Annotated in this window: 20 protein-coding genes and 5 tRNA genes; 18 read left to right on the forward strand and 7 right to left on the reverse strand. The window is 46.0% G+C overall.

Annotated elements, in window-relative coordinates; genetic code table 11:
- Positions 1 to 151 precede the first annotated feature (151 nt).
- The 15 genes from EMP01_RS15610 to EMP01_RS06515 all read left to right on the forward strand — a co-directional run bounded on the left by EMP01_RS15610 (position 152) and on the right by EMP01_RS06515 (position 10,611).
- Positions 152 to 835: a BclA C-terminal domain-containing protein gene (locus EMP01_RS15610; RefSeq protein ID WP_202616015.1), complete on the forward strand. Its 684-nt coding sequence runs from the start codon at positions 152 to 154 to the stop codon at positions 833 to 835.
- Between the two features lie 48 nt (positions 836 to 883).
- A complete protein-coding gene (locus tag EMP01_RS06450; RefSeq protein ID WP_129020696.1) occupies positions 884 to 1,876 on the forward strand; it encodes a T9SS type A sorting domain-containing protein in 993 nt (330 codons plus the stop codon).
- Between the two features lie 138 nt (positions 1,877 to 2,014).
- A tRNA-Leu gene (locus tag EMP01_RS06455) sits at positions 2,015 to 2,101 on the forward strand.
- 36 nt (positions 2,102 to 2,137) lie between these two features.
- A tRNA-Val gene (locus tag EMP01_RS06460) sits at positions 2,138 to 2,212 on the forward strand.
- A gap of 116 nt (positions 2,213 to 2,328) precedes the next feature.
- Positions 2,329 to 3,243: a beta-1,6-N-acetylglucosaminyltransferase gene (locus EMP01_RS06465; protein WP_129020697.1), complete on the forward strand. Its 915-nt coding sequence runs from the start codon at positions 2,329 to 2,331 to the stop codon at positions 3,241 to 3,243.
- Positions 3,244 to 3,335: 92 nt separating this feature from the next.
- Positions 3,336 to 3,410 (forward strand) — tRNA-Val (locus EMP01_RS06470).
- Positions 3,411 to 3,430: 20 nt separating this feature from the next.
- Positions 3,431 to 3,505 (forward strand) — tRNA-Val (locus EMP01_RS06475).
- Between the two features lie 18 nt (positions 3,506 to 3,523).
- A tRNA-Val gene (locus EMP01_RS06480) sits at positions 3,524 to 3,598 on the forward strand.
- A gap of 117 nt (positions 3,599 to 3,715) precedes the next feature.
- Positions 3,716 to 4,540, forward strand: coding sequence for an AraC family transcriptional regulator (locus EMP01_RS06485; RefSeq protein ID WP_129020698.1), 825 nt, complete (start codon positions 3,716 to 3,718; stop codon positions 4,538 to 4,540).
- A 99-nt stretch (positions 4,541 to 4,639) separates the two neighbouring features.
- A complete protein-coding gene (locus EMP01_RS06490) occupies positions 4,640 to 5,896 on the forward strand; it encodes a YCF48-related protein (protein ID WP_129020699.1) in 1,257 nt (418 codons plus the stop codon).
- 961 nt (positions 5,897 to 6,857) lie between these two features.
- Positions 6,858 to 8,363 (forward strand): F0F1 ATP synthase subunit beta, encoded by a 1,506-nt coding sequence (atpD, locus tag EMP01_RS06495; protein WP_129020700.1) that lies wholly within the window; start codon positions 6,858 to 6,860, stop codon positions 8,361 to 8,363.
- A 55-nt stretch (positions 8,364 to 8,418) separates the two neighbouring features.
- Entirely contained in the window at positions 8,419 to 8,670 is a 252-nt protein-coding gene (gene atpC, locus EMP01_RS06500) for an ATP synthase F1 subunit epsilon (RefSeq protein WP_129020701.1), read from the forward strand.
- A 166-nt stretch (positions 8,671 to 8,836) separates the two neighbouring features.
- Positions 8,837 to 9,247: a hypothetical protein gene (locus tag EMP01_RS06505; RefSeq protein WP_129020702.1), complete on the forward strand. Its 411-nt coding sequence runs from the start codon at positions 8,837 to 8,839 to the stop codon at positions 9,245 to 9,247.
- A 41-nt stretch (positions 9,248 to 9,288) separates the two neighbouring features.
- Positions 9,289 to 9,468: a chryseobasin-related MNIO class RiPP peptide gene (locus tag EMP01_RS06510; RefSeq protein ID WP_129020703.1), complete on the forward strand. Its 180-nt coding sequence runs from the start codon at positions 9,289 to 9,291 to the stop codon at positions 9,466 to 9,468.
- A gap of 9 nt (positions 9,469 to 9,477) precedes the next feature.
- Entirely contained in the window at positions 9,478 to 10,611 is a 1,134-nt protein-coding gene (locus EMP01_RS06515; protein WP_129020704.1) for a multinuclear nonheme iron-dependent oxidase, read from the forward strand.
- On the opposite strand, the gene EMP01_RS06520 is transcribed toward EMP01_RS06515, so the two are convergent.
- The 6 genes from EMP01_RS06520 to EMP01_RS06545 form a co-directional block, all read right to left on the reverse strand.
- Positions 10,612 to 11,454 carry a ChaN family lipoprotein gene (locus tag EMP01_RS06520; RefSeq protein ID WP_129020705.1) on the reverse strand — a complete coding sequence of 281 codons (843 nt, stop codon included), beginning with the start codon at positions 11,452 to 11,454 and terminating at the stop codon, positions 10,612 to 10,614.
- A gap of 62 nt (positions 11,455 to 11,516) precedes the next feature.
- Positions 11,517 to 12,785 carry an adenosylmethionine--8-amino-7-oxononanoate transaminase gene (bioA, locus tag EMP01_RS06525; RefSeq protein WP_129020706.1) on the reverse strand — a complete coding sequence of 423 codons (1,269 nt, stop codon included), beginning with the start codon at positions 12,783 to 12,785 and terminating at the stop codon, positions 11,517 to 11,519.
- Positions 12,773 to 13,762 carry a biotin synthase BioB gene (gene bioB, locus EMP01_RS06530; protein WP_129020707.1) on the reverse strand — a complete coding sequence of 330 codons (990 nt, stop codon included), beginning with the start codon at positions 13,760 to 13,762 and terminating at the stop codon, positions 12,773 to 12,775. The genes bioA and bioB overlap by 13 nt, the downstream gene beginning before the upstream one ends.
- A 6-nt stretch (positions 13,763 to 13,768) precedes the next feature.
- Positions 13,769 to 14,386, reverse strand: coding sequence for a dethiobiotin synthase (gene bioD, locus EMP01_RS06535; RefSeq protein ID WP_129020708.1), 618 nt, complete (start codon positions 14,384 to 14,386; stop codon positions 13,769 to 13,771).
- 9 nt (positions 14,387 to 14,395) lie between these two features.
- Complete coding sequence (locus EMP01_RS06540) at positions 14,396 to 15,502, reverse strand: aminotransferase class I/II-fold pyridoxal phosphate-dependent enzyme (RefSeq protein ID WP_129020709.1); 1,107 nt, start codon at positions 15,500 to 15,502, stop codon at positions 14,396 to 14,398.
- Positions 15,495 to 16,115: a hypothetical protein gene (locus EMP01_RS06545; RefSeq protein ID WP_129020710.1), complete on the reverse strand. Its 621-nt coding sequence runs from the start codon at positions 16,113 to 16,115 to the stop codon at positions 15,495 to 15,497. The genes EMP01_RS06540 and EMP01_RS06545 overlap by 8 nt, the downstream gene beginning before the upstream one ends.
- Positions 16,116 to 16,178: 63 nt before the next feature.
- Here EMP01_RS06545 and EMP01_RS06550 point away from each other — a divergent pair, with 63 nt between their 5' ends.
- Both EMP01_RS06550 and aat read left to right on the forward strand, forming a co-directional pair.
- On the forward strand, positions 16,179 to 17,675 hold the full coding sequence (locus EMP01_RS06550; protein WP_129020711.1) for an aminotransferase-like domain-containing protein: 1,497 nt from the start codon (positions 16,179 to 16,181) through the stop codon (positions 17,673 to 17,675).
- A gap of 55 nt (positions 17,676 to 17,730) precedes the next feature.
- Entirely contained in the window at positions 17,731 to 18,360 is a 630-nt protein-coding gene (gene aat / locus EMP01_RS06555) for a leucyl/phenylalanyl-tRNA--protein transferase (protein WP_129020712.1), read from the forward strand.
- A gap of 45 nt (positions 18,361 to 18,405) precedes the next feature.
- Here aat and rlmD read toward each other — a convergent pair whose 3' ends face one another.
- Positions 18,406 to 19,818, reverse strand: a complete 1,413-nt coding sequence (gene rlmD, locus EMP01_RS06560) for a 23S rRNA (uracil(1939)-C(5))-methyltransferase RlmD (protein ID WP_129020713.1) — start codon at positions 19,816 to 19,818, stop codon at positions 18,406 to 18,408.
- Positions 19,819 to 19,942: 124 nt separating this feature from the next.
- Between rlmD and EMP01_RS06565 the strand changes: the two genes are divergently transcribed.
- Positions 19,943 to 21,385 carry a thioredoxin-like domain-containing protein gene (locus EMP01_RS06565; protein ID WP_129020714.1) on the forward strand — a complete coding sequence of 481 codons (1,443 nt, stop codon included), beginning with the start codon at positions 19,943 to 19,945 and terminating at the stop codon, positions 21,383 to 21,385.
- Positions 21,386 to 21,445: the final 60 nt, after the last annotated feature.

The raw sequence follows: 21,445 nt of genomic DNA on the forward strand, positions 1-21,445 counted from the left end.
ATATAATTGCTGTAAATGTTTGCTGGTATTTATTTTATTGCTCCTTATTAACTTTCGTTAATCTTTAAAAAATAATTATGTTTCGCTTATTTGTGTGAAATATTGTTCTAATGGGTACCTTTACACCGAAACAATTAACCACTAGCAAATTATGAAACAAAAGTTTATCCTTTTGTCAGCCTTAGCCGGGCTGACATTCTCCGCCGCGCGCGCGCAGGTAGGTATCGGAACCCCAACGCCTAACTCCACTGCCGCATTAGACATTCAATCCACCACAAGAGGTCTGCTTATTCCTCGTATGACGGCCACACAGCGTACCGCTATTGCTACACCGGCACAGGGACTGATGGTGTATCAGACAGATGCGCCTATTGGTTTATGGACGTACGTTAACTCTCAATGGCTGCGTATGACCACTACCGCAGATGCAGGCTCCGGCTCTCTGGCAAAAGCTTCAGCAGCCAATACCAGCAGTTCGGTAGTTGCAGTTGTATTGGGTGGTACGAATGTTCCGCTCCCTGATGCTCAATACCTGAGCGGTATTACGGTTAATGGTAGCAACACTGCCTTTACGGTGTCTGCTGCAGGTGCATATCGCATCAGTTATAACGTGTCTACTACGGCCTCATTACTGTTAAGTACACGCGTTACTGTAAATGGTACCGGTATTGCTGCCCTGACAATTTCTCCGACGATTTCATTGAACAACTTCCGTTCAGAGGCTATCGTGACGCTTGCTGCAGGAGATGTACTGCAGTTGCAGATGTTCGGCCTGCTGGGTGCGGCCACATTAAGTGGTGGTGCAAGTAATTATATGACGATTCAGCAACTGTAATGGTTGCCAGACAGAAAAACTATTTGAAAATCATTAAATAATTACATTATGCACAACAAAATATGCGGCCTGTTGCTGGCGGCAGTTTTGCCTGTATCCTTGCATGCACAACTGAGCGTCGAAACTTCGGGTATGACGATATTGAGTGGTACAACCTTAAGTGCAGATGAACTGGTGTTGGTTCCTTCTTCGGATCTGACCCTTACATCAACTGTACTGACCAGGACAGCCACTCCTGTTGTCGGCACTAGCGGAGCTACCAGTATCGGAAGGGTATTTAACTTTTCCAGTCCGGTGGTATATAATGGTAATGCCGGCTTCTTTTATAATATTTCAGAACTGGGTACCAATACAGAAGCCTTAATGCAGGTGGCATTTACTTCTGCAGCACCCGGCTCTACCTGGACACAATGGACCACTACAACCGGTAGTACGGTTAATATGGGTTCCAGCTTTATCAGTCAGGACTTTGCAGGAACTACACTGGGTCGTGTGACCAGTACTTCCAGTGCACTGCCATTGCCACTGTATCTGCTTGCATTCAATGCAGAGAAAGGTAAAGGGCGTACAGCTGTTATCAACTGGACCGTAACCGAAGAAGGTTTTGTGCCGGTATACCAGATAGAGCGCAGTCGCGACGGCCGTACCTTTGAGCCCATCGGCTCACAGAAAGGTATCGGTAATGGTATGCAACAATATGCATTTACAGATGCCAGCCCGGCAGAAGGTAATAACTACTATCGCCTGCTGCTGACCGACGAAAATGGTGGCCGTACCTACAGTAATGTATCTGTACTGCAATTTGGCAGAGCTGATGCAGCATCTGTTGCGCCAAACCCTTTCGATCAGTCGTTTGTAGTGTCAGCTCCTGATGCTTCCCTGGTGGGTACTAAAGCAGTATTGACCGATCTTTCCGGAAAGGTTATACGCCAGGTTACCGTGAGTAGCAATGCAGTTCAGGTAAATACTACCGGACTGGCTTCCGGCCTGTATATCCTGACATTTGAAAATGGTACTGCAATTAAAATGATCAAAAAATAAAGCCTGTACTTTTTTATCTTTATGGCACTGCTGAACAGCAGTGCCATTTTTTATGCAGACGGGAATGCAGAAGTCAAAATATTTTTGTTATTCTGAATCTTATCCTATACCTTTGCAATCCACTTTTTTATGGTGTGAGCCCAGATGGCGGAATTGGTAGACGCGCTAGACTCAAAATCTTGTTTCGGCAACGGAGTGCAGGTTCGATTCCTGTTCTGGGCACCAAAAATAGTTTGAAAGAATTATTTTAATCAAAAAAAGGGAAGCATAGCTCAGCTGGTTCAGAGCATCTCGTTTACACCGAGAGGGTCCGCGGTTCGAATCCGTGTGCTTCCACAGAAAGGCAGATAGCATTCTATCTGCCTTTTTTTATGTCCGCTATATTCTATAACATGTTGCGCTTGGCACCTGCGTTGCTTTTTCCTATTTTCGTTTCCTAAACCGGATTATCCTTGAAACAGATTTACCTTATCCATGCACATAATCACCTGGAGTACCTTAACTACCTGATCGACTGTTTGTCCGGTCCGCAGTCAGTGGTGTATGTTAATATTGATAAGAAGTCTGCTATGGACTGTAGTAAGATCAATCCTAAAGCAGTACAGGTTAAACAACGTGTATCGATTAACTGGGGCGGCTGGTCTCAATGCGAAGCGACCATAAATTCGCTGAGGCAGATCAAGGCAGAGCAACCACAGTACGGTCATGTTATCTTCCTGTCCGGACAGGATCTGCCGGTGTACACTACAGCCGAGATTGCACAGCGTCTGCAGGAAGGGCAGCAGTATATAGATTATAGCAGCATTGATGAAGACTGGCCGGAGGTCAAGAAAAGGGTAGGGCACTTTCACCGTAGTGAACTGACACGCCTGTATATCCGTCGCAAAGGACTTGCCGGTTTTGCGGGTAAGGTATTGTATAAAAGCGTTTACTACCTGGTCAATGGTACTTACCGGCTGTTTAAGGGGCGCTGGCGTGTGCTGCCTCTGGGACTTAAGGCCTATGGAGGATCACAATGGTGGATGCTCGACCAGTCCTGCATTAATTATATACTGGACTATATAGACCAGCATCCTGAACTGATCCGGTTTTTCCGCACCACATTTTGTGCAGATGAAATATTTTTTCAAACCGTCATTCTCAACAGTACATTCAGAGACCGCGTAAGTCCGATACTGCGCTATATAGATTGGGCCAACTCTCCGGATGGTAAGAGTCCTAAAGTACTGGACCTTGAAGACTATGAAGTAATAAAGGCGTCGGGAGCATTGCTTTGCCGCAAAGTAGACCCGGTAAAGAGCCTGGCACTTATTAACCATACTGCATCTGCAAATGGATTGCCCCTATTTAATGCAAATCAGATTTAAGAATTGTAGTAAAAAATTTGGTTGTTCGGATTTCAGAGTTTACCTTTGCAATCCATTAGTGAAAACAGTATGTCACCATACAGTTATTACAAGGAAGCATAGCTCAGCTGGTTCAGAGCATCTCGTTTACACCGAGAGGGTCCGCGGTTCGAATCCGTGTGCTTCCACTAAAAGTTCTTTATTTCCCGGAAGCATAGCTCAGCTGGTTCAGAGCATCTCGTTTACACCGAGAGGGTCCGCGGTTCGAATCCGTGTGCTTCCACTACTTTCTTTTATTTCAGGAAGCATAGCTCAGCTGGTTCAGAGCATCTCGTTTACACCGAGAGGGTCCGCGGTTCGAATCCGTGTGCTTCCACTACATTTTTAAACCCTGCATATTGCAGGGTTTTTTTATGCCTGTATTTTTCCGCATCAGCCGCTTGTGTCCCAGCCGTAAATGCAGTAACTTGGTAGGCCCAATCAGTAAACCATCATGAAACAGGAGCATTACGAAGTATACAAATATTCGGAAGATGAAGTCCGTAGCAACATTGCACGGTATGTGTACCTGGACAATCCTGAAAGTTACCCCTTCGACCATTATCACGGACATGAATACAATGAGATTATGGTCTTCCTAAAAGGTGGTGGTACACACAACATTAGCTTCAAAGACTACAGCATCGAAGACCAGTCGATACACCTTATTGCTGCGCGCGATCTGCATTGGGTAGAACGCAGCATGCATTCTGAAGGATTCGCCATTGTATACAAAGATCAGTTGCTGGACAAGCTTTCCATCCTGAATGCAGAAATAGACTTCCAGGATATATTTAACCGCTCCCGCATTATTAACCTCAATGAAGAAGATCAGGTGAAGTTTGCCATGCTCTTTCAGGAAATGCAGGCCAATAAAAGCGACAAGCTATATATGCTTCAGCTCATCGGTGCTTTCCTGACCAGGATCGCAACTGTTTTTCATGATGTACCCGGCACTTCCCGCACCAATGATCCTTTGCTGAAGCAGGCAGTCTCGCTGATCCATAAACATTTTAAAGACCGCTGGACACCTGATCAGTACGCTGCTGCGCTGCATGTCACTGCCAGAACATTGCAGAATCGTATCAAACAAGCTTCAGGCAAAAGTCTCAGGCAGCTGGAGCAGGAACGCCTGCTTAAAGAAGCACGGCAACTGCTGATGACTTCAGGGCTGTCGGTCAATGAAATAGCACTGGAGCTGGGCTTCAAAGAAACCGCACATTTCAGTAACTGGTTTAAAACGCAGTCGGGACAGAGCCCTACGGAGTATAAGGCCTGATGTGTTTTTTTGCAATTTTATTACGGGTATTTGCAAACAGTGTACACCGATACTGCCGACCTTTGTAGGAGTAATTATAACCCTATAAATTCAGCGATCATGAAAAAATTATGCCTCATCCTTTTATCCGGGATACTCGCGCTTAACGCAAATGCCCAGTGGGTCATGCGTTCCCCTTCCTTAACCAGCGGTATCACAGACCTCAATGTACTCAATCAGGATACCATCTTTGCCAGTTCTTCAGAAAGCATGGGATTGCTGAAATCGGTAAACGGTGGCCAGACCTGGGATACCATTACCTTTGGTGCGACCACAGCGCTCAAAGTACATTTTACAGACCAGCAGCACGGATTCGCAGCAGGCTTTGCCTCCTTTGCTGTAGGCCCCAGCTGTTTCAAGACCAGCGATTGCGGGCAGACCTGGCAACCGATGTATGATACCATCAGTGGCGGTGCTTATTTTTATAAAATCCGTTTTCTGAACAAGGATACCGGTTTCATCAGTAATATGGGCACGCTGTCCCGTACTACTGATGGAGGCGCTACCTTTACCCGCCAGGAGCTGATACCTGATTATCATTATATAACCAATATTTATTTCATCAATCAGACGACCGGCTTCGTAAGTCTGGCCCAGTACGGAAATGTCACCAACCTGGATCGCATTTTTAAAACAACCAATGCCGGGGTATCCTGGACGGAAGTATACAGTGATACTACAGAACCTCAGCAGGTGTTTGTATATGATGGTATCAGCCAGATGCATTTCTCTGATGCGCAGCACGGATGGGCTGTAGCTACCGGTATGCCCGGCAAAATACTGCGGACGGTCAATGGCGGAAATACCTGGACAGAACTGACCGGCCATACCTTTACAGATATGTCGCTTACAGATGTTCACTTCACCAGTCCCCTGGAGGGATATATAGTGTATGCACAATCTATATATAAAACGACGAACGGTGGGCAATCATGGACCAAGCAACTGACCAGTCCGCAGGATATGCTGATACTGGAAATAGAAATGCTGAACGGGCAGCTTGGCTTTGCCAGCGGACACGGGCTGTTTAAAACCATTAATGGCGGTGCGCCGACTTCATTAAAAGGTATTCCTGCATCAGAAGGTGGTTTCCGTTTTTATCCCAACCCATCCCGGGATATTGTATATATCCAGAATGAGCAGCAGAAGGAGATTCAAAGCCTGAAGCTTTATGACATGACCGGCAGAGAATGCAAACGTTACGATCACCAGATACCGTCTGCGCTTTCCCTGGCTGGTATGGCAGATGGCATGTATTTTATGATGATACAAACCAATAAGGAATTATATACCGGCAAAATACAGCTGATGAAATAATATTATCTGACTATCCGCATGTAGTAACCTTTTTTCTTCGTCCTTTTGTCCGGCAACAAAAGGACCAAAAGTGCCTTTGTTTTCATCAAGGCGATTGCAGAGCATCGCCATTTTGTACCGTTGCGTGCATTGATCGTCTGAGCTTAACGTGCGATGCGTTCTGTGCTCAACGATCGCAGCTCCACTCCAAAATGGCTATCGCTGTGATGAAAACAATAAGCGATCCGTACAAGTACAGATCGCTTAGAAAGGCCTTATAAATCCGGCGTTAGTAAAATCATTGGCTCGGTCGATAAAGTCGGAAACCACTGTCTGAGCGCAGCGAGTCTGCGTTTGCGACCGACCGACACATTGATTTTTAGCCAGGGATTTATACAGCCTTGATTTTTTGGCGGTACCTTTTGCATCAAGGCAAAAGGTAGCAATAGATATAAATTGACTACTTAAATCATAATTTTAGACTTTGTTTCCTTTAAGCTGATACTCAGTTAATATTATTATCTCGATCCATGTTTAAAAATTGTATATTTATCCCCGCATTAATGCGGGGATATCGTTTTATTATTTTTTAATATCAAGTCAGGTGAAAAAGCTATTCTTATTGTTGTTAATGACTGGTGGTTGTCGTGAAAATGATTTCTGCGCCTGCCATAACGCTGGCCAGTATCAGTGATGAGGGCAAGATTAGTCTCCAGAAGCTGCTGGCCCAGATTTACTGCTGAGTATAACAGAATGGTCAATGAGGTGCAGGTGGGGGATGTCATTGTTTTTTCTGAAATACAGTGTTTAAATCCTCAGAATGAACAGCAGAAAAGCCTAAATCCTTACATAAGTGTAGAAATTAAATGACAATCCATTTAAATATGAATTAAATCAGAATAAAATTTTATTTTTTGCTAATAGAGTCATACTTTTGCACCCAAATTGAAATATTACAATTCTTAATAATTAAATTTTAGATATGCCAAACGTTGGTAAAATTAAACAGATCATTGGTCCAGTTATTGACGTACATTTCAGTGCTGAAAATAAGTTGCCAGAAATTTTCAACGCCTTAGAATTAAAGCGCGAGAATGGAGACAAATTAGTTTTGGAAGTGCAACAGCACTTAGGAGAAGATAGCGTTCGTTGCGTAGCGATGGATGGTACAGAAGGTCTTGTACGCGGTATGGAGGTTGTTGATACCGGAAAAGCAATTGCAATGCCTATCGGACCTCAAATCAATGGCCGTTTATTCAACGTAACTGGTGATGCTATTGATGGTCTGCCTCAGCCTAATAAAGAGAATGGCCGTCCTATCCACGCTAAACCGCCTAAATTCGATGAATTAAGTACCTCTACAGAAATCCTGTTCACTGGTATTAAAGTAATCGATCTGATTGAGCCATATGCAAAAGGTGGTAAAATTGGTCTGTTCGGTGGTGCGGGTGTAGGTAAAACCGTATTGATCCAGGAGCTGATCAACAACATCGCTAAAGGACACGGTGGTTTATCAGTATTTGCCGGTGTAGGGGAGCGTACACGTGAAGGTAATGACCTGATGCGTGAGATGATCGAAGCTGGTATCGTTAAATATGGCGAGAAATTCCTCCACTCTATGGAAAAAGGTGGCTGGGATCTGGATGCTGTAGATATGGAAGGTCTGAAAGAATCTAAAGCAACATTCGTATTCGGTCAGATGAACGAGCCTCCAGGGGCACGTGCTCGTGTAGCATTATCTGGTCTGACTATGGCTGAATATTTCCGTGATGGTGAAGGCGATGGTAAAGGTAAAGATATCCTGTTCTTCGTTGATAACATCTTCCGTTTCACTCAGGCTGGTTCTGAGGTATCTGCCCTGTTAGGCCGTATGCCTTCAGCGGTAGGTTACCAACCAACCCTGGCTACTGAGATGGGTCTGATGCAAGAGCGTATCACTTCTACTAAAAACGGTTCAATTACCTCTGTACAGGCGGTATATGTACCTGCGGATGACTTAACGGATCCGGCTCCTGCGACTACTTTCGCCCACTTGGATGCTACTACCGTATTGTCTCGTAAAATTGCCGATCTGGGTATCTATCCTGCGGTAGATCCATTGGATTCTACTTCTCGTATCCTGTCTGCTGCTATCGTTGGTGATGCACACTATGATTGTGCTGAGCGTGTAAAACGTATCTTACAACGTTATAAAGAATTACAAGATATCATCGCGATCCTGGGTATGGATGAGCTGAGCGAAGAAGATAAACTGACTGTATCTCGTGCACGTCGTGTACAACGTTTCTTATCTCAACCGTTCCACGTAGCAGAGCAGTTTACCGGTCTGGCTGGTGTACTGGTTCCAATCGAAGAAACTATCCGTGGTTTCAACATGATCATGGACGGTGAAGTGGATGAGTATCCTGAAGCTGCATTCAACCTGGTAGGTACTATCGATGATGCAATCGCTAAAGGTAAAAAACTGTTAGAGCAAGCTAAAGCTTAATTGTACAGTAAAAGGTCATTGTAATATTGGCTTTTGAAATTTTAAACTTGATCAAATGCAATTAGACATATTAACGCCAGAGCAAAAAATCTATAGTGGTGAAGTGTACGGTGTACAACTTCCCGGCGTAGAAGGTTCTTTCGAAATTCTGGAAAACCACGCAGCAATGGTTGCCGCGCTGGGAGAAGGAAAAATGAAAATTCTGAAAGATAAAACGAATACAGAATTATATACGATCAAAGGCGGCTTTGTAGAAGTACTGAATAACAAAGCAACTGTTTTGGTGGAAGGTGCAGCTACTGCTTAATTTTCACTATCGTAAACAATACAAAGAGAGGAAATCCTGTTAAAGGATATCCTCTCTTTCTTTTTTTAAGGAAAATTAGCTTACTTACTAAGCAAAGTGCTGCATTATCCGTCTTTATTAATACGGGAGCAGGAAGCAGTCCCGATCCCATAATAGTAATCAAATCATGAAGAAAACAGGTATAATATTTTTATGTATAGCAACATCCTTACTTTCCTGTAGTAAGGATATGTTCCGGGACCCCGCAGCTATTATGCTGAGCGACGGGACTTATGTTGGTACTTTTCAGCGTCAGACATTAGCTTCAAGCTTACCGTCAGCAGTAAGCCTTACCTTATCCAATGGTAACTGGACCGGAAACGCTTCCATGGAGCGCTATCCTGCACTTTGCTCCGGTACGTATAGCATCGGCAACAACCAGGTACAATTTGAAGATACCTGCACATGGAGCGCCAATTTTGACTGGACATTGATCCTGGATGGGACTTATGAAATAACCCAGTATGATGATACCGTAGTGCTTACCCGCCAGCAGGGAAATAGTACTGTTGATATCTACAAATTGAAAAAGCAATAAACACCAAACCATATTGTCACACACATCTAAATAGTATCATCATGAAAATTTCTAAAAAAGTACTGGGAGCCCTGGTGGTTGGGCTGGCTGTACAAGCAAGCAGCAGTTCCTGCGACAAGGTGCAAACCAAGCCGGAAAAGGCGAAAAAGGTTGGGACTGAAAACCCCGCCAATCAACAGCCGGATACAGCATATAACTGCCCGGCCTGTGGAATGGGATAAAAAATTACTATGAGCAGAACGATTTTACCCACTATTGCTTGTAACCTGGATGCCGATATCTTGTCGGCATCCTTACCTTTATTAGAAGAGGGTGTAGTAGATGCATTGGAATGGTCTTTTGATGCCCTGTTCCGGCAAGATCATGTGATACCGGAATGGTTTCATGATCTGCTGACTGCATACAGCAATGAAGGCCGGCTTATTGGGCATGGGGTATTCTTTTCTCTGTTCTCCGGAAGACTGCTGCCGGAGCAGGCTGCATGGCTGCAGCGCTTGAAGCAGCTGAGCAGACAATATCGTTTTGATCATATTACAGAACATTTCGGTTTCATGACCGGCAGTGATTTTCATAAAGGAGCACCAATGAGTGTTCCCTATACCTCAGGCACAGTAGCCATAGGCCGCGATCGCCTGCAACGTATACAGGATGCCGCACAATGCCCGGTAGGGCTGGAGAATCTGGCATTTGCCTACAGCCTTGATGAGGTAAAGCGACAAGGAGCATTCCTGGAGCAGTTAATAGAACCCGTAAACGGATTCATTATCCTTGACCTCCACAATGTCTATTGCCAGTTACACAATTTCAATATACCATTTGAAGTCCTGATACAAGCCTATCCGCTGGATCGGGTCAGAGAAATCCATATCTCCGGAGGCAGCTGGGAAACCGCTGTGACCGACCAAAGTCGTAGCATACGCAGAGATACGCATGATGGCAGGGTGCCGGAATCAGTATTTGAGCTGCTGGAGCATACTTTGCCTTTGTGCCCGCAGGTAAAGTATGTGGTGATGGAGCAGCTGGGTACCGGCCTGCAAACTGAAGCAGCTAAGATCAGCTTCAGAAAGGATTTTCAGCAGATGCAAAAGATCACAGAACAATTCCTGGAGCACCATTCTCGAATGGATGCAGTACCTAATAATTTTCTGCCGGAATATAGTCTGCCTCCGGGACAAGTTATCGAAGATGAATACCTGTACGGAGAACAGCAGATCCTATCGTACATCCTCGAACACGCAGCAGGACATGCAGAGGCAATGGAGCAGCTGCAACATACCGCTTTACGCAACAGCGTTTGGGGTATAGAAAAATGGCAGCCCGATATGCTCGAAACTGCCATTCGTATAGCCCAGAAATGGAAATAATTAAAGCCTGGTCAGGATCACAAAATCAGCCAGTGGTTGATGTTCTGCTGGGGTATACTTATCTGCCCTGAAGCAGGAAATCGTGTATACTTTCTTCTTTTTATGCTGCTGGATTACCCGGTATGCAGTACCCAGGTAGCGGTCACTGTGAAAGCGCCCGTTCAGGTGCAGTACTACTTTATTTTTCATAGCACGGGTAATGGAATAAGACATGGTCGCATCCCATAAATTCTGAGATTGATACAATTGCATATTAGGCACCGTATGCCCACCCATTACTTCCAGGAACTGATCATAATAAGCACCCGTCAAAGTGTCTACAGGCATTGGTGGAAGGTATGCTTTTTGCGTAGCCTTAGGCAGCTGCAATAATGCCGTAAGCCCGTTACGGGTCACCATATTGGTATACCGTGCCGGAGCATTGGCACAGACTACCTGCAGATGCTTTTCCTGCGCATATTGTATCAGTGGACGGTAATCATTATAATTGTTCCATGACCTGCTTTCTTTTTTGAAATTCTTCTCACTGATCCATCCGGCCAGGTATTCATCCATAATGCCCTGTACATCGGTTTCGAACATCTCCAGCGATAAGGCCAGCTTATCTCCGTGCTGGAACTGCATGTGCTGCAACACATCCAGTTCCAGCATATGCCCGATACTGTCATTATGCTCTTCGCCAAACAGTACTGCATCTGCATTGCTCAATGATTGCATCATGTCAGCAAAGGAAACTTCCACACCCGTTTTAGTATTGAAGATTGTGTAGTTGGCCGTCGGGGCTTGAGCCTGTACCAGTGCACTAATGCTCAGCAGACAGGCAAATAATATATAACGAAGCATAGTATAATTGTTTGGATGCAAATATACTATGCCTTTTGTCAACACCCTGTAATATTCAGCAGCTATAAGGTATCCAATGCCTGTGATATCGTTTGGTAAATGTAACTGAGGTCCTCATTACTGATGCAGTACGGAGGCACCAGGTATAAGATATTGCCCAGTGGCCGTATCAGAATGCCCCGCTCCCAGAAATACCGGTACAGTGCAGCAGCAAACTGGTTAAAGTAAGAGGTATCCTCACCTGTATTCCATTCAATAGCCAGTATTGTGCCCGTATGTCTTAACGTTTTAACCTTCGGATGCTCTGTTATGCTTTGGGCAAATACAATGTGCTGCTCCGTGATGGATTGTATCCGTTGCAGTGTTTCTTCCTGTAACAGTAAGTCCATACTGGCCAGGGCCGCAGCACAAGCGAGCGGATTAGCTGTAAAAGAATGCCCGTGAAACAGCGCTTTATAGCGATCTTCAGACAGGAATGACTGGTATACCTGTTCTGTACAAGTAGTAATGCCCATAGGCATAGTGCCACCGGTCAACCCTTTGGAGAAGCACATAATATCCGGTTGGGTATGCAGGTGATTGGCTGCAAATAATTTGCCCGTTCTGCCAAAACCCACAAAGACCTCATCCTGTATTAAAGTAATGTTCAGCGCACGGCAGAAAGATAACAACTCATCCAACTCTTCGGCCCGGTGCATGAGCATACCCGCAGCGCCCTGTATCAGCGGTTCATATACAAAACAGGCAAGCTCCTGCGCATACTGACTGATCATATTCTTAATGGCCGGGAGATTATCTGCATTCGGCGGATCGATAAACAATACATCAAACAATTGGTCCTTAAACGGGGCGGTCCACACACTGCGGCCGCTTACCGACATAGCCCCGAAGGTATCGCCATGATACGCATCTGTGAACGCCAGTATCTTCGTTTTCGGCAGGCCTTTATTATATGACTGTTGCAGACACATCTTTAAGGCCACTTCTACCGCAGTAGAACCATTGTCAGAATAGAAAACCTTGCTTTGATTTTCGGGCAGTAGCTCCAATAACCGCTCCGATAATACTATGGCGGGTTCATGGGTAAAACCCGCAAAGATCACCTGCTCCAGCGTATGCAATTGCTCCGAAACTTTCCGGGCAATGTAGGGGTTTGCATGACCATGCAGGGTTACCCACCAGGAGGAAATCGCATCTATATAGCGATTTTCTTTATCATCATAGAGGTAAGCCCCCTCGCCACGAACAATAGGAACAGCCGCTGCCGCAGTCTGCATTTGCGTGTACGGGTGCCAGTTTACCTTCCGGTCCCGTTCACTTAATGTGCACATGTTGCCGCCTCTTTTTGCAGTGGTTTCAGACCCAGGTTTTGCAGCATGAGCATGTCTTCTGAAATGCCCGGATTGGGTGTAACCAGGAGCGTCTCTCTTTCACCCGTAAAGATAGAGTTGGCCCCGGCCATAAAGCACCATGCCTGCTCCGTTTCAGTCATTTCGATACGGCCGGCACTCAGTCTTACTGTTGCAGCTGGCATAATGATGCGGGCAGTTGCGATCATGCGCACCATTTCCCAGGTATCCACTTTAGGATTATCTTCCAGTGGGGTGCCTTTTACACGGGCCAGTGCATTTACCGGAACAGATTCAGGATGTTTAGGCATAGTAGCCAGGGTGAGCAGCATCGCAATACGGTCCTGGTGCGTTTCTCCCAGACCTATGATACCACCGGAGCATACGGTAATGCCTGCCTTGCGTACATTGTTAATCGTATTGATGCGGTTGTCGAAAGTACGGGTAGAGATGATTTCGTTATAATACGCTTCTGAGGTGTCAAGATTATGATTGTAAGCATGTAAGCCGGCTTCTTTCAATCTTTCTGCCTGGTCTTCTGTAAGCATACCCAGGGTACAGCATACTTCCATACCCATTTCATTTACCCCTTTTACCATATCAATAATGCGGTCAAAGTCCCGGTTGTTGCGCACTTCACGCCATGCAGCAGCCATACAGAAGCGGGTCGATCCGTTATCCTTCGCCTTTTGGGCATGCTCCAGTACTTTTTCCGTAGGCAGCAGTGCCTGTACTGTAATATCAGTATGATAACGGGCAGCTTGTCCGCAGTAAGAACAATCTTCTGGGCAGCCACCAGTTTTTACAGACAGCAGTGTACATACCTGTACGGCAGCTGCATCATGCCATTGACGGTGAACAGTTGCTGCCTGGTAGATCAGTTCCATCAGCGGTTGGTGATAGATAGCGTGGACTTCTTCTTTGGTCCAGTCGTTACGAATTGAGGTACTTTGTATCATGTTAGTTTAAAAGAATTTGATTTGTTGTGCAGCAGCAGCAATCGTTTCAGGATTGATGTCTGCCAGTTCTGGTATGTGAATCGCACGGGCACTCCGCGGCAGGTGCTTGTACAGGACCCTGAACGTATCGGGATCAAAATTGCCGTTGAATACCATATAGTCCAGCGGAATATTGCGCTGCTTCAGCGTTTCAATAGATAGTAAAGTATGGTTGATGCAACCCAGGTAATCCCTTGCCACCAGTGCCACCGGTGCATTGCATAATTGTATGAGGTCGATCATAAAATGATCATCGGACAATGGAACCCAGAGTCCACCAGCACCCTCGATCAGCAGTTGTTTCCGGCAATCCGGTACGGTAAAGTCCGAAAGCTTTATACTTATATTTTCCGCTGCAGCTGCATTATGTGGTGATGCTGCTTTTTGCAGGCGGTACCTTTCTGGATGTGTATGTATTTTGCCCGAACAAAGGGCGGATACCGTTATGCTGTCGGAGCAGTGCAGATCGCCTGCCTGTACCGGCTTCCAGTATTCCGCTTCAAAATGCAGGGCCAGTATCGCGGAGCAAATAGTCTTTCCTACGCCGGTACCGATACCACTGACGAATAAGGTCTCTCGTGTCATGTACATATTTTATAAGAAAGCTGACACCGTTGTAGCCAGCAGCTCAATTTCATGGGGTAGGTTATAGCTGTGCAGGCATATCCTTAATCGCTCAGTACCTACCTGCACCGTAGGGCTGCATACGGCATAGCAGTTTATTCCCTCTTTCTGTAATGTTTGTTTCATTTTTTTGACTTCCTGCACGCCGGGGCAGTTAATAGTTTGTATTGGTCCCACCTGGTTTTGAGCACTTAGCTGATACCCTTTCCAATGCAGTATATTATCTTGTAATTGTTGTTGTGCTATGGCATCCGAAGACAAGAATGCATAAGCAGCCTTTATCGCGAGCCACTGGCTGTCAGGCGCAGCAGTGGTATAGATCAGCGGACTGGCTTTGTTGATCAGGTATTGTTTCACCGGTTCGGGACACAATACCGCAGCACCATGACAGCCCATAGCCTTTCCATAAGTAATAGTAGTAGCCAGTACCCGCTCCTGTAAGGCAAGCTGGTGTACGAGTCCCAGGCCGAATATGCCCATCGCATGTGCCTCATCTACAAGCAGAGCAGCTCCATACCGGGTACATAACTCCGCTATGTCCTGCAAGGGAGCCAGATCGCCATCCATAGAATACAGGCTTTCGATACCTACAAAGCAATTACCGGAGGTCTTCTTAAGTTTGGATTCCAGGTCGTTGCAGTCATTATGCCGGAACTTCCATCGGGTGGCAGGTGAGAGGCGGCAGCCATCATGCACCGAACGGTGTATATACTCGTCCATGATAAGGGTGTCGCCCCGCTGCGGCAAGGCCGACCATAAGGCCAGGTTAGCCATATAGCCCGATGGAAATAATAATGCCGCAGCACTTTTGTGCTGCGCCGCAATGAAGGTCTCTGTATGCTCAGCCAGTAAAGAGTTGCCGCTGATCAGCCTGGAGCCTGTACTGCCGTAAAGTATTGCCGGGTTTGTTTGTATACATTGCACCAGCTGTTCGTGCAACTTGCTGTTCCGGGCAAAACCCAGGTAATCATTAGAGCAAAAATCTATACCCGTTGCCGGTTGCTGCAGGCTTCTTAATGTCTGCAGACTGGCCGCGGTATCAAGATATTGGTCTATATGCCGGAGAATATTATGCATATGCCGGTTTTACCTCCTGTTGCAGGCACTCTGTCCATTGATTGAACAGCGTCTGTTCTATAGCGGCAACCGCGGCTGCATGTTCCTCCCATACAGGAGAGAATCGCTGCAATTGCTGGATCATTTCTTCAAGATGCCCCGCTTCTTCCAGGATAATGGACTTTACCATTACCTTATGTCCTTGTTCAGTCAGTACCTGCTGGTAGACCGGATATAATTCATCTGCACGAACTTCTATGGCATAAGTCACAAACAGGTAAGCCGCATATTTAAGCGCTTTTCGGTCCAGTTGGAAATGTTGCAAGAGATATTTACAGGCCAGAATGTCTAGGCGATGCAGGTATTGGCGGGTAGCCACCGGAGCCAGTAAATGATCGGCATGATAGTCCGGGCAAAGTGCCGGATCTATCTTGTTAATCTGCTTTTTGAGATAATAAGCATGACGATGCTCTTCTGCAGCGTGTTTCAGCTGAATGATGTCTACCTCCGTTTCATGCTCACAGGCCGATATTTTACGCGCACCGGCATTCTCCATGAAGGAAAGCGTGTTCAGCCAACGTGCGTGTAACTCCGGATTTGACGTGATCTGTTGCAGCAGTTCATAAAAGCTCATAAGCGTATTTTGCGCCAAAAGTAGTATATTGCCGGTCTGTCTCGATGTGCCAGTTTTTATATTATGAGTAGTCCGGTTGAAATACCATATAAGAGTTTTATACAAATCGTTCGTGACCTGGAGACCCCGATCTATATGCAGGTGACCCATCAGTTGATACAGGCGATACAGCGGGGCTACCTGCCTGCCAACACCCGACTGCCGGGCACCAGGGCCCTGAGCGCTTTGCTGGATCTGCACCGGAATACCGTTGTGGCGGCTTATGAAGAACTGCTGACCCAGGGTTGGGTAGAGGCAAGACCCAATAAAGGAACCTTTGTTATAGGTATACCAGCCGGTAAGGGGCAGAAATTGTCCGGACTATCTGGTAGTGTCATTCCCTGGTCCGGATATCCACAGGAAACCGGCTTCACATTTCAGAAGACCAACCTGCTGGATAATCCTTTTGAGCATTCAGCATGCACCCATGTCTTTAATGATGGTATACCCGATATCCGTTTATCGCATATCGATCAGCACTCCCGCTGGTACAGCGCACAGTTAAAACGGAGAAGCACTAAGAAAATGCTGGGGCACTATAACCAGGACGGTAGTGAATTTTTTAAAAAGCATCTGGCCAATTACCTGAACCTGTCCAGGGGGCTGCATATCTCCCGTGAGAACCTGCTGATCACCCGCAGCACAGAAATGAGTATCTATATAGCTTCGGAAATATTGCTGAACAAAGGAGATATTGTACTGGTAGGGGAGTTGAGCTATTTTGCCAGCAATATGATTTTCCAAAAATCCGGTGCGGCGATCAAAACCGTATCCATAGATGAGGAAGGAATTGATGTGGCAGCAGTAAAAGCCATGTGTGAGCAATACCCTGTGCGTATGTTATACCTTACACCGCATCATCATTATCCCACGACGGTTACGCTTAGTGCTCAAAGGCGGCTTGCCTTGCTGGAGCTGGCTAAAACCTATGGCTTTATTATCCTGGAGGATGATTATGATTACGACTTCCACTATGATAAAAATCCGGTATTGCCGCTGGCCAGTGCTGATACACATGGCATGGTAATCTACGTAGGTTCGTTTGGTAAATCACTGGCACCGGGCTTTCGTACCGGTTTTATTGTAGCGCCGCAGAACCTGATGGTGGAGATGCGCAAACTGCTGGGCATTATAGACCGGCAGGGAGATATCGTGATGGAGCAGGCCCTGGGCGAAATGATTGCCGAAGGGGAGATACACCGCTATCTGAAGAAATCACTGAAGATATATGAGCAACGCCGTGATGATTGTGCTGCGCTGTTACAGCAGTATCTTGGAGGCCATATACGCTTTCAGAAGCCTTCCGGAGGCCTGGCGATCTGGGCTGAATGGGCCGCACCTGTCAACCTGAGCCATGTCAGTAAAATCTGTGCCCGCAGCGATTTATTTATTCCCAAAACGATATTGTACCAAAACCGTAATATTACCGCTATGAGGCTGGGTTTTGGAGACCTGAACGCGACCGAAATGGAAAAGGCAATCGCTATTCTGGCGAAGGCAGTAAGTGACCTGGCTCGATAGCTTATGGTTTTTTATCAATCCTGACATTTTAAAATCATTACCGTAATTGAATTATATGATCATTTTACCCCCACATTTTACCCGATTTCCTGATGTATCCCATGCCGACCCGGATGGTCTGCTCGCGATTGGCGGCAACCTGGAATGTGAAACCCTGAAAAAAGCCTATCAGCATGGGATATTTCCCTGGTATAGCGAAGGGGAGCCGATCTGCTGGTATGCTCCGCCCGAGCGTTGTGTGATTGTGCCGGAGCAGGTGAGGGTGAGTAAAAGTATGCAGAAATTGATCCGGAGTGGGCGTTTTCAGGTCACCTTTGACCAGGCCTTTGAGCAGGTGGTCAGCCAATGTGCGCAAATAGAGCGACCGGGACAGGATGGTACCTGGATCATACCGGAAATGCAGGCTGCATACCTCCGGCTGCACCAGGCTGGGCATGCGCATTCGGTAGAAGTATGGGAGCATGGATCGCTGGTAGGGGGCATGTATGGCGTGGTGGTTAAGAATGTTTTTTGTGGTGAAAGTATGTTTAGCAGTGTTAGCAATGCTTCCAAGATGGCATTGATCTGGCTCTGCCGGCAGGGGAAGTTTAGTTTGCTGGACTGCCAGATACCTAACGATCACCTGATGAGCCTTGGGGCCATTATGATACCACGGGACGAGTATAGACGATACCTGAAAAACTAAAGGCTGCTCCTGTGGGAGCAGCCTTTAGCAAATGAGGTACTATGTCTATTTTAATTCCAGCAGCACCACATTCTCTATATGGTGTGTATGCGGGAACATATCTACCGGCTGTATTTTGAGTACTGCATAAGCCTCATCCAGCAATTGCAGGTCACGGGCCTGTGTGGCAGGGTTACAACTTACATATACCACTCTTGGCGCGCGCATTTTCAGCAATTGCTGCACCAGCTTCTCATGCATACCGGCACGTGGAGGATCGGTAATGATCACATCCGGACGGCCATGTTCTGCAAAAAAGGCATCTGTAGCAATATCCGCCACATCACCGGCGAAGAAAGCGCAATGCTCCAGGTTGTTCCAGGCGGCATTGATCTTGGCATCTTCAATAGCATCCGCTACCACCTCAATACCCACTACTTTTTTCGCACCTTTAGAACAGAAGATACCGATACTTCCCGTACCGCAGTACAGGTCATACAACACCTCTTCTCCGGTCAGGCCGGCGAAATCGCGGGTGATCTGGTACAGTTTTTCTGCCTGTTTAGTATTGGTCTGGAAGAATGATTTCGGCGATATTTTGAAACGGAAGTCCTCCAGGTATTCCTCGATATAGGCCTTGCCATGATAATTGATCACTTCCAGGTCATAGATCGTATCGTTCTTTTTACCGTTAATAGTATAGTTCAGTGAGCTGATTTCCGGGAATTGATCCTTCAGCGCATCCAGCAGTATAAACAGCTCCGGGCGTTTATGGTGTACGATCAGGTTTACCATTACCTCTCCGGTAGTGGCTACCCTTACGATCATATTACGCAGCCAGCCTTCCTGTTTTTTGAAATCATAATAAGGAAGATCGTGCTCCTTCGCCAGCTGGCGCATCAGGTTTTTGATTTTATTAGAGGGCTCTGGTTGCAGATAGCAGGTTTCGATATCCACCACTTTATCAAACATACCCGGTGCGTGGAAACCAAGAGCTGGTTCCCGTTCGATCACCTCACCCTGGGCAGCATCAATCTGCTCCTGGGTCAGGTAATGCTGGGTAGAGAAAGTAAACTCCAGTTTATTGCGGTAAAATTCGGTGTGCTCACTACCACAGATGGTCATAATCTCCGGTAATTCTACATTGCCGATACGGCGCAGTTGATCGGCGACCTGTTGTTGTTTATATTCTGCCTGTTTATGATAAGGAAGCATTTGCCATTTACAGCCACCACATACTCCGAAATGCTTGCAAAAAGGCTCAACACGCTCCGTTGCAGGGCTTTCGATTTGCATCACTTTAGCCTCTGCATAACTTTTTTTATTTTTTAACACGATCAGCTTTACGGTGTCTCCCGGCACACCACCCTGTACCAGCAAGGTTTTCCCGTCTTCCAGGTGTGCTATGGATTTACCCTCGGCAGCATATCGTTCCAACCTTATGCCGCTGAGGATTGTCTTTTTATTTTTACGTCCCAATGTATATATTTGTAAGGTTAAACCTTTGCAAATTTAGGCTGATTTTTTCGATGGGAAAATTTAGTTTTTTAGATTTGAAGGATGTATGCTTAATACAGAAGACTCATAACAGTAATTTTCAACAATGAAGAAAATCTTATCCGTACTTACTGCCCTGGTGGCCATGACTGGCGCCGTTCAGGCACAAAAAAACGGTTATACCGTAAAAGTCAATTTTTCAGAACCGATCACTGACAAGTACGTTTACCTGGCACACTATTTCGGGAAAGGACTTCCTACCATTTATAAAACAGACTCCGCCCAGGTGCAGAATGGCACCAGTGCTACGTTTCAGCATAAAGATAGCATATTAGGCGGTATCTATGTGGTGATGTATAAAGAACGTGGGGCTTTCTTTCAGTTATTGCTGGACAATGGTTATGATGTAGAAGCTACCGTTGGAGCAGACCACAGAGCGCACTTTGCTAAAAACGAGATCAATAAAGATTTTGAAGCCCATGAAACCTTTATGGTAGGACAGGCGGCTAAGCGTAAAGCACTGCAGGATGAGGCCTCCAAAGCCAAAACAAAGGCCGATACCACTAAATTGCAGGAAAAGTATGAAAAGCTGAGCCAGGAAGATAAGGCCTACCGCAGAAAATACTTTGGCAGCCATCCGAAAAGCTTGCTGACACAGATCTTCAGAGCTATGGATGCTCCGGATATAGATAAGAAAAAGCACTACATGGCCGACGGTAAGACCGTAGATTCTATGTATGCACTGAATAATTACAAAGCCCACTTCTGGGATAATTTCGACTTTACTGATAACAGATTGGCCAAAACGCCTATTCTTGACGGCAGATTGAACGAATACTTCTCCCAGCTGGTATACCCGGTACCGGATACCATTAATATGGAGATGGACAAACTGCTGAAGAAGGCGGAACCCGCCCAGGAAGTATATAAATATATCCTGCACTGGCTGGGTAATTATACAGCCGAGAGCAAAATGATGGGTGTGGATGCCTCCTTTGTACACCTGGTAGAAAACTATTTTGGTAAAGGAAAGGCTTACTGGCTCGACACTGCCGGTGTAAACCGCTACCTGGACCGTGCGGCTAAAATTGCACCGAATGTATTGGGTAATCCGGCGCCGGATGTAACGCTGCAGGATTTGACAACCTTACAGGATGAGAGTATCCGTAGCGGAAGTTCACCGTATACCTTATTAATCTTCTGGTCTCCGCAATGCGGCCACTGTATGGAAGAGATGCCTAAGATCATTGACCTGTACAATACAGACCTGAAAAAATATGGTGTTCGCGTGGTATCTGTACCAACCGACGGCGATCGTTCTGAATTACTGAAGTTCAATGCAGATCATAAGATTACAGAATGGAAGACGCTGGTAGATGCAAAAAATAAGCTGGAATACAAACCACTTTATGATGTATACAGCACTCCGAAAATCTACCTGCTGGATAAGGATAAAAAACTGGTGGGCAAGAGCCTTTCGAGCGGTACTATCCTGAAAGTAGTAGAGTTTGAAGAGGAAAAGAAAGCCAGAGCAGCAAAAAAATCATAAACAATAAAAAAGCGAAGTCCACGGATTTCGCTTTTTATCGTTTATATAAGGTAAGATTAC

This window comes from Edaphocola flava (assembly GCF_004118155.1).
Lineage (GTDB): Bacteria > Bacteroidota > Bacteroidia > Chitinophagales > Chitinophagaceae > Edaphocola > Edaphocola flava.

Excerpts from the sequence above, each read along its gene's own strand:
- EMP01_RS15610 (WP_202616015.1), top strand. The coding sequence starts at position 152 with ATGAAACAAAAGTTTATCCTTTTGTCAGCCTTAGCCGGGCTGACATTC.
- EMP01_RS06450 (WP_129020696.1), top strand. The coding sequence starts at position 884 with ATGCACAACAAAATATGCGGCCTGTTGCTGGCGGCAGTTTTGCCTGTA.
- EMP01_RS06485 (WP_129020698.1), top strand. The coding sequence starts at position 3,716 with ATGAAACAGGAGCATTACGAAGTATACAAATATTCGGAAGATGAAGTC.
- EMP01_RS06490 (WP_129020699.1), top strand. The coding sequence starts at position 4,640 with ATGAAAAAATTATGCCTCATCCTTTTATCCGGGATACTCGCGCTTAAC.
- atpD (WP_129020700.1), top strand. The coding sequence starts at position 6,858 with ATGCCAAACGTTGGTAAAATTAAACAGATCATTGGTCCAGTTATTGAC.
- atpC (WP_129020701.1), top strand. The coding sequence starts at position 8,419 with ATGCAATTAGACATATTAACGCCAGAGCAAAAAATCTATAGTGGTGAA.
- EMP01_RS06505 (WP_129020702.1), top strand. The coding sequence starts at position 8,837 with ATGAAGAAAACAGGTATAATATTTTTATGTATAGCAACATCCTTACTT.
- EMP01_RS06510 (WP_129020703.1), top strand. The coding sequence starts at position 9,289 with ATGAAAATTTCTAAAAAAGTACTGGGAGCCCTGGTGGTTGGGCTGGCT.
- EMP01_RS06515 (WP_129020704.1), top strand. The coding sequence starts at position 9,478 with ATGAGCAGAACGATTTTACCCACTATTGCTTGTAACCTGGATGCCGAT.
- EMP01_RS06520 (WP_129020705.1), bottom strand. The coding sequence starts at position 11,454 with ATGCTTCGTTATATATTATTTGCCTGTCTGCTGAGCATTAGTGCACTG.
- bioA (WP_129020706.1), bottom strand. The coding sequence starts at position 12,785 with ATGTGCACATTAAGTGAACGGGACCGGAAGGTAAACTGGCACCCGTAC.
- bioB (WP_129020707.1), bottom strand. The coding sequence starts at position 13,762 with ATGATACAAAGTACCTCAATTCGTAACGACTGGACCAAAGAAGAAGTC.
- bioD (WP_129020708.1), bottom strand. The coding sequence starts at position 14,386 with ATGACACGAGAGACCTTATTCGTCAGTGGTATCGGTACCGGCGTAGGA.
- EMP01_RS06540 (WP_129020709.1), bottom strand. The coding sequence starts at position 15,502 with ATGCATAATATTCTCCGGCATATAGACCAATATCTTGATACCGCGGCC.
- EMP01_RS06545 (WP_129020710.1), bottom strand. The coding sequence starts at position 16,115 with ATGAGCTTTTATGAACTGCTGCAACAGATCACGTCAAATCCGGAGTTA.
- EMP01_RS06550 (WP_129020711.1), top strand. The coding sequence starts at position 16,179 with ATGAGTAGTCCGGTTGAAATACCATATAAGAGTTTTATACAAATCGTT.
- aat (WP_129020712.1), top strand. The coding sequence starts at position 17,731 with ATGATCATTTTACCCCCACATTTTACCCGATTTCCTGATGTATCCCAT.
- EMP01_RS06565 (WP_129020714.1), top strand. The coding sequence starts at position 19,943 with ATGAAGAAAATCTTATCCGTACTTACTGCCCTGGTGGCCATGACTGGC.